The sequence below is a fragment of the Streptomyces sp. IBSBF 2435 genome, from assembly GCF_036815005.1.
In the GTDB taxonomy this organism is placed as follows: domain Bacteria; phylum Actinomycetota; class Actinomycetes; order Streptomycetales; family Streptomycetaceae; genus Actinacidiphila.
This window is the reverse complement of record NZ_JAJSYW010000274.1, coordinates 1-6,330: the sequence shown is the minus strand read 5'-3', so window position 1 is coordinate 6,330 and position 6,330 is coordinate 1. Positions and strand designations below refer to the sequence as shown.

The following is a 6,330-nucleotide window of genomic DNA, read 5'->3' as shown; positions in this document are numbered from 1 at the left end:
GGGTGCTGGTGGGGGACGGCGGGGGGCTCCTTGCCGAAAGGGTATTCACGCATCTTGCGCCACACCCCGTCGCCGCCCTGCTCGTAGAGGGCGAAGCCGGTGGCGGTCCAGTCGGCTGTGAAGTCGGCCAGTTCGCGCTGGGCGCGGTCCATGGCGGCCTCGGCGATGCCGTGGGCGACCGTGACGTGCGGGTGGTAGGGGAATTGCAGCTCGCGGGCGACCGGGCCCGACCTGACCTTCTCCTGCAGTTCGGCGCAGCCCCCGGCGCCCTCGGCCAGGCGCACATAGACGACCGGGGACAGCGGCCGGAAGGTGTCGGTGCCGCGCAGCCGCATCGGGAAGGCGCGCCCCTCCGCCGCGACCTGGGCCAGGTGGCGGCGCAGCGGCGGCAGCTCGGTGCAGCCGACCTCGGTGGGCGGCAGCAGCGTCACATGGGTGGGGATGCCGTACGCGGCCGGGTCGCCGAAGCCCGCACGGCGCTCCTGGAGCAGCCGTCCGTACGGCTCCGGGACCGCGATGGACACGCCGATCGTCGTGGTGGTCTCCATGGCGTTCACCCCTTTCCCCCAGGTCAGTGCCGTCGGCAGGCCCTCGCCGCCGGCACACGCTCGTGCGTGGTGCCGTACCCCCGTACCCCGTTACCCCGTTCCGCGTGCCGTACGTCCCCGGTGGCTCAGTGCTTGGCCGGCACCAGGCCCATGCGGTCGTACGCCGACGCCAGGGTTTCCGCCGCGACGGCCCTCGCCTTCTCCGCGCCCTTGGCCAGCAGGGAGTCCAGGGTTTCCGGGTCCTCCAGATACTCCCTCGTACGTTCGTGGAACGGTGTGACCCACTCCACGAAGATGTCCGCGAGGTCGGTCTTGAGCGCACCGTAGCCCTTGCCCTCGTACTGCTGTTCCAGTTCCGGAATTCCGGTACCGGTGAGAGCGGAGTGAATGGTGAGCAGATTACTGACGCCCGGCTTTTCCGTTTCGTCGTACCGGATGACCGTGTCGGTATCGGTGACGGCGCTGCGGAATTTCTTCGCCGAGACCTTCGGGTCGTCCAGCAGGTTGACCAGGCCCTTGGCGGAGGCCGCGGATTTGCTCATCTTCGCGGTCGGGTCCTGGAGGTCGTAGATCTTGGCGACCTCCCGCACAATGTGCGGCGCCGGGACGGTGAAGGTCGGCCCGTAGCGGCTGTTGAAGCGCTCGGCCAGGTCGCGGGTCAGCTCGATGTGCTGGCGCTGGTCCTCGCCGACCGGGACGGCGTCCGCCTGGTAGAGCAGGATGTCGGCGACCTGGAGGATCGGGTACGTGAACAGGCCCACCGTGGCGCGGTCGGCGCCCTGCTTGGCGGACTTGTCCTTGAACTGCGTCATCCGGGAGGCCTCGCCGAATCCGGTGATGCAGTTCATGACCCAGCCGAGCTGGGCGTGCTCGGGCACATGGCTCTGGATGAAGAGCGTGCAGCGCTCCGGGTCGAGCCCGGCCGCCAGCAGCTGGGCGGCGGCGAGCCGGGTGTTCGCGCGCAGCTCCGCCGGGTCCTGCGGGACGGTGATCGCGTGCAGGTCCACGACCATGTAGAACGCGTCGTGCGACTCCTGGAGCGCCACGTACTGCCGGACCGCACCGAGGTAATTCCCCAGGTGGAAGGAACCGGCGGTGGGCTGGATGCCCGAGAGGGCGCGGGGACGATCTGAGGCCATGCTCACCATTCTCTCAGGTCGGCGCGCGGTCCCACACCCCTGAGCGGCACCGGCGGATCTGCGACGCGACGGCGTTTTCACCGGAAGGTTTCATGCCATCGCCGGTGAGCGACGATAGAAATGGGGCACCGCCCCGGGGGCACACCCCGCCCCCGCTCCCAGGCAGGGCGCCTGGCTCCCGACGCACGACGAACGGAGTACGCACGTGACCACGAGCACATCCCGGATTTCCGCTGCCGACGGCAGCTCCTCCGCCACCGACCGGCAGATCGCTGCCGCCGAGGCGCACAGCGCGCACAACTACCACCCGCTGCCCGTGGTGATCGCCGAGGCGGAGGGCGCCTGGGTGACCGACGTCGAGGGCCGCCGCTACGTCGACATGCTCGCCGGCTACTCCGCGCTGAACTTCGGTCACGCCCACCCCCGGCTGATCGCCGCGGCCAAGGCGCAGCTCGACCGGGTCACCCTCACGTCGCGGGCCTTCCACAACGACCGCTTCGCGCAGTTCTGTACGGAGCTGGCGGAGCTGTGCGGCATGGAGATGGTGCTGCCCATGAACACCGGCGCCGAGGCGGTGGAGACCGCCGTGAAGACCGCCCGCAAGTGGGGCTACCAGGTCAAGGGCGTGCCCGACGGGCGGGCGAAGATCGTCGTCGCCGACGGCAACTTCCACGGCCGCACCACGACGATCATCAGCTTCTCGACCGACCCCGAGGCGCGCGCCGACTTCGGCCCGTACACGCCCGGCTTCGAGGTCGTCCCCTACGGCGACCTCGACGCCCTCGACGCGGCGGTCGACGCGGATACCGTCGCGGTGCTGCTGGAGCCGATCCAGGGCGAGGCGGGCGTCCTGGTGCCGCCGCCGGGCTACCTCGCCGGGGTGCGCCGGATCACCGCCGAGCGCGGCACGCTCTTCATCGCCGACGAGATCCAGTCGGGCCTGGGCCGCACCGGCCGCACCTTCGCGTGCGAGCACGAGGGCGTCGTACCCGACATGTACGTGCTCGGCAAGGCGCTCGGCGGCGGGGTCGTCCCGGTCTCCGCGGTCGTGTCGTCCCGCGACGTGCTCGGTGTCTTCCGCCCCGGCGAACACGGCTCCACCTTCGGCGGCAACCCGCTGGCCTGCGCGGTCGGGCTGGAAGTCATCGCGATGCTGCGCACCGGCGAATACCAGCGGCGGGCCGCGGACCTCGGGGACCACCTGCACCGCGAGCTGGGCTCCCTGCTGGCGGCCGGCACCCTGACCGCGGTCCGCGGCCGCGGCCTGTGGGCGGGCCTGGACATCCCGCCGGCGCTGGGCACCGGCCGCACCGTCTCCGAGGCGCTGCTCAGGCGCGGTGTGCTGGCCAAGGACACCCACACCGCCACGATCCGGCTGGCGCCGCCGCTGGTCATCTCCAAGGACGACCTCGACTGGTCCCTCGACCAGCTGCGTGCCGCCCTGCGCGGGTAGGTCCGGTCCGGCGCCCCGCGCGTACGGACCGCCCTGCGCGCGTAGGTCCGGCGCCCCGCGCGTACGGACCGCCTGCTCGCGCAGGCCCGGTCCGCTCCCGCCGTAAGGTGCGAGGGTGATCATCGGGATGGTGGCGGCGCTCGTGGCGGCCGTGTGCTTCGGGGTGGCGTCGGTACTTCAGGCCAAGGGGGCGCGCGCCGCCGAGCCGGGCAGCGGGTCGGGGGTGGACACCCGGCTGCTCGCGCGGGCGCTGGCCCAGCGGGTGTACATCGCCGGGCTCGGCCTGGACGCGGTCGGCTTCGCCATGGAGCTGGTCGCGCTCCGGGCGCTGCCCATCTACGCGGTCGGCGCGGCCCTGGCTGCGAGCCTCGCGGTGACCGCGGTCGCCGCGAGCCGGCTGCTGCGCGTGACGCTGCAACGCGTCGAGTGGGGCGCGGTCGGCACGGTCTGCGGCGGCCTGGCGCTGCTCGGGCTCGCCTCGGGCGGCGAGGGGCACGGGCACGGCACTTCCGCGCTGCGCTGGGCCGCGCTCCTGGCGGCCGGCGGCGTCCTGCTGGTGGGGCTCGCGGCGGGGCGGCTGCCGGGCCGCGCCAGGGCCGCGGTGCTCGGTCTCGGCGCCGGGCTGGGCTTCGGCGTGGTCGAGGTGTCGGTCCGGATCATCGACAGCGTCACCAGCCCGGCCCTCTACGCGCTGCTGCTCGGCGGCGGCTCCGCCTTCCTGCTGCTGACCTCGGCCCTGAGCAAGGGCTCGGTCACCACGGCGACCGCGGGAATGGTCATCGGCGAGACGATCGGCCCCGCTCTGGTCGGCGTCCTGGCCCTGGACGACCGCACCCGCCCCGGCTGGGCGCCCGTCGCCGTCGTCGGCTTCGTGCTGGCCGTGGTGGGCGCACTGGTGCTGGCCCGCTTCGGCGAGGGCGGCGCGGACGGTCCTCCCGGTCCGGACGGCGCTACGGCCGGGTCGCCGGTGACATCCGGCAGGTGACGCCGATCCGGTTCCAGGCGTTCATTGCGACGCCCATCGCAATGAGCCGCGGCAATTCGTCCTCGTCGAAGAGCTTGGCGGCCTCGTCGTAGACGTCGTCGGGCACGCCGTGCTCGCCCAGGTGGGTCATCGCCTCGGCCAGGGCAAGGGCGGCGCGTTCGCGGGCGGTGAAGAACGGGGTCTCGCGCCAGACCGTCAGGCCGTACAGCTTCTGCTCCGGCACGCCCTCCTTGCGGGCGTCGGCGCTGTGCTTGTCGACGCAGTAGGCGCAGCCGTTGAGCTGGGAGACGCGGACCCTGACCAGCTCGCGCACCACCGGGTCCAGGCCCAGGGCCGCGGCCTTGTCGAGGGCGAACATCGCCTGGTAGAAGTCCGGCGCCTTGTCCTTGAGGTCGATCCGGCGGACAGGTGCGGGAACGGCTTCGTCAGCCGGGGGAATCGTGGTCATGCAGCCACCGTAGACGGGAAGTGGCACCGCCCTGTGGTCCACTTGGGGCATGAACGACCGGGCCATTCCGCAGCGCGGCAGCGGGAGTTACGACCTGCTGCTCGACCTGGCCGGGCAGCGCACCCGGGCGGGCCTGGAGGAGGCGCTGCGCGCGGCCGTACGCGACGGGCGGCTCGCCCCCGGCACCCGGCTGCCGTCCAGCCGCGTCCTGGCCCACGATCTGGGCCTGGCCCGCAACACCGTCGCCGACGCCTACGGCCAGCTCGTCGCCGAGGGCTGGCTCACCGCCAGGCAGGGCTCCGGCACGACCGTCGCCGCCCGGCCCGCCCTTCCGGTACGCCGCCCGGCCCGCCCCGCGGCGGACCGGCCGCGCACCGAACCCGCCGACGTCGTACCGGACCGCACCGGGCTCCCCTACGTGCTGTGGCCCGGCTCGCCCGACCTGTCGTCCTTCCCGCGCACCGCCTGGCTGCGGGCCGCCCGCCGCGCCCTGACCGCGGCCCCCAACGAGGCCTTCGGCTACACCGACCCGCGCGGCCGGCCCGAGCTGCGCACCGCGCTCGCCGACTACCTCGCCCGGGTCCGCGGTGTCCGCACCGACCCGGACCACCTGGTCATCTGCACCGGCTATATCCAGGCCGTCGGCCTGCTCCTTCGCGTCCTGTACGCCCGCGGGGCACGCCGCGCCGCCGTCGAGACGGTCGGCCTGCCCGACATCCCGACGGTGCTGCGGGCCGCGGGACTCGAACCCGTACCTCTCCCCGTCGACGCGGACGGCGCCCGGGTGGAGGACCTCGGGACCGGTGTCCCCGCGGTGCTGCTCACCCCGGCGCACCAGTTCCCGCTGGGGGTACGCCTCTCCCCCGCGCGCCGCACGGCCGTCGCCGCCTGGGCCAGGTCCACCGGCGGAATCGTCGTCGAGGACGACTACGACGGCGAGTTCCGCTACGACCGGCAGCCGGTGGCCGCGCTCCAGGCGCTCGCCCCCGACCACGTCGTCTACGCCGGCACCGCCAGCAAGAGCCTCGCCCCCGGGCTGCGGCTGGCCTGGATCGCGGTCCCTCCGCATCTGCTCGACGCGGTGGTGCGGGAGAAGCGGTTGGCCGACCACCAGTCGGCGGTGATCGACCAGTTGACGCTGGCGGAGTTCATCCGGTCCGGGGCGTACGACCGGCACGTGCGGCGGATGCGGGTGCGGTATCGCGCGCGGCGCGACCGGGTGGTGGAGGTGCTGGCCGAGCGCGCGCCCGGCGTGCGTGTGTCCGGCATCGCCGCCGGGCTGCACCTGGTGCTGGAACTCCCGGCGGGCGGCGCGCCGCTGGACGCCGTGGTCGGCCGGGCGCACCGGCTGGGGCTCGCCGTCCCCGGGCTCCCCGCGTTCGGCTCCGCCGCTTCCCACCCGACCGCCCTCGTCGTCGGCTACGGGACGCCGCCGGACCATGCGTTTTCGGCGGCGGTGGGGTTGCTGTGCGATGCGCTGGCCGCGCGGGCTTGAGGGGGTGAGGGGTGGTCGCCACTTGCGGTGGCCGCGCTGCTTCCGCGCCGTCGTGGCTGGTCGCGCAGTTCCCCGCACCCTGGGGGTGCCACTTACGGTGGCCTTCACCGTGCCGCTTGCACCATGGCTGAGCGCGCGGTTCCCCGCGCCCCTGGGGGATTGCCGCTTACGGTGGCGGTCCCACCTTGCGGTGCGCTGTGGTTGCTCGCGCGGTTCCTCGCGCCCCTGGGGGGCGTGCCCTCCGGGGCGCGGGGAACTGGGG

6 protein-coding genes are annotated in these 6,330 nt (G+C 73.6%); 3 read left to right on the top strand and 3 right to left on the bottom strand.

From position 1 onward, the window contains the following. Both V7E46_RS31755 and trpS read right to left on the bottom strand, forming a co-directional pair. Positions 1-548: 2'-5' RNA ligase family protein (locus V7E46_RS31755; RefSeq protein WP_333771644.1), on the bottom strand; the 548-nt coding region annotated here is incomplete at its 3' end. Positions 549-673: 125 nt separating this feature from the next. Next, positions 674-1,687 carry a tryptophan--tRNA ligase gene (trpS, locus tag V7E46_RS31750; protein WP_333771643.1) on the bottom strand — a complete coding sequence of 338 codons (1,014 nt, stop codon included), beginning with the start codon at positions 1,685-1,687 and terminating at the stop codon, positions 674-676. A 226-nt stretch (positions 1,688-1,913) separates the two neighbouring features. Between trpS and rocD the strand changes: the two genes are divergently transcribed. Continuing rightward, a complete protein-coding gene (rocD, locus tag V7E46_RS31745; RefSeq protein ID WP_333771646.1) occupies positions 1,914-3,140 on the top strand; it encodes an ornithine--oxo-acid transaminase in 1,227 nt (408 codons plus the stop codon). A 127-nt stretch (positions 3,141-3,267) separates the two neighbouring features. Further along, positions 3,268-4,125, top strand: coding sequence for a hypothetical protein (locus tag V7E46_RS31740; protein ID WP_333771645.1), 858 nt, complete (start codon positions 3,268-3,270; stop codon positions 4,123-4,125). Here V7E46_RS31740 and V7E46_RS31735 read toward each other — a convergent pair. Then, complete coding sequence (locus V7E46_RS31735; protein ID WP_333771642.1) at positions 4,091-4,573, bottom strand: carboxymuconolactone decarboxylase family protein; 483 nt, start codon at positions 4,571-4,573, stop codon at positions 4,091-4,093. The genes V7E46_RS31740 and V7E46_RS31735 overlap by 35 nt on opposite strands. Positions 4,574-4,622: 49 nt before the next feature. Here V7E46_RS31735 and pdxR point away from each other — a divergent pair, with 49 nt between their 5' ends. After that, positions 4,623-6,068, top strand: a complete 1,446-nt coding sequence (pdxR, locus tag V7E46_RS31730) for a MocR-like pyridoxine biosynthesis transcription factor PdxR (protein ID WP_333771641.1) — start codon at positions 4,623-4,625, stop codon at positions 6,066-6,068. Positions 6,069-6,330: the final 262 nt, after the last annotated feature.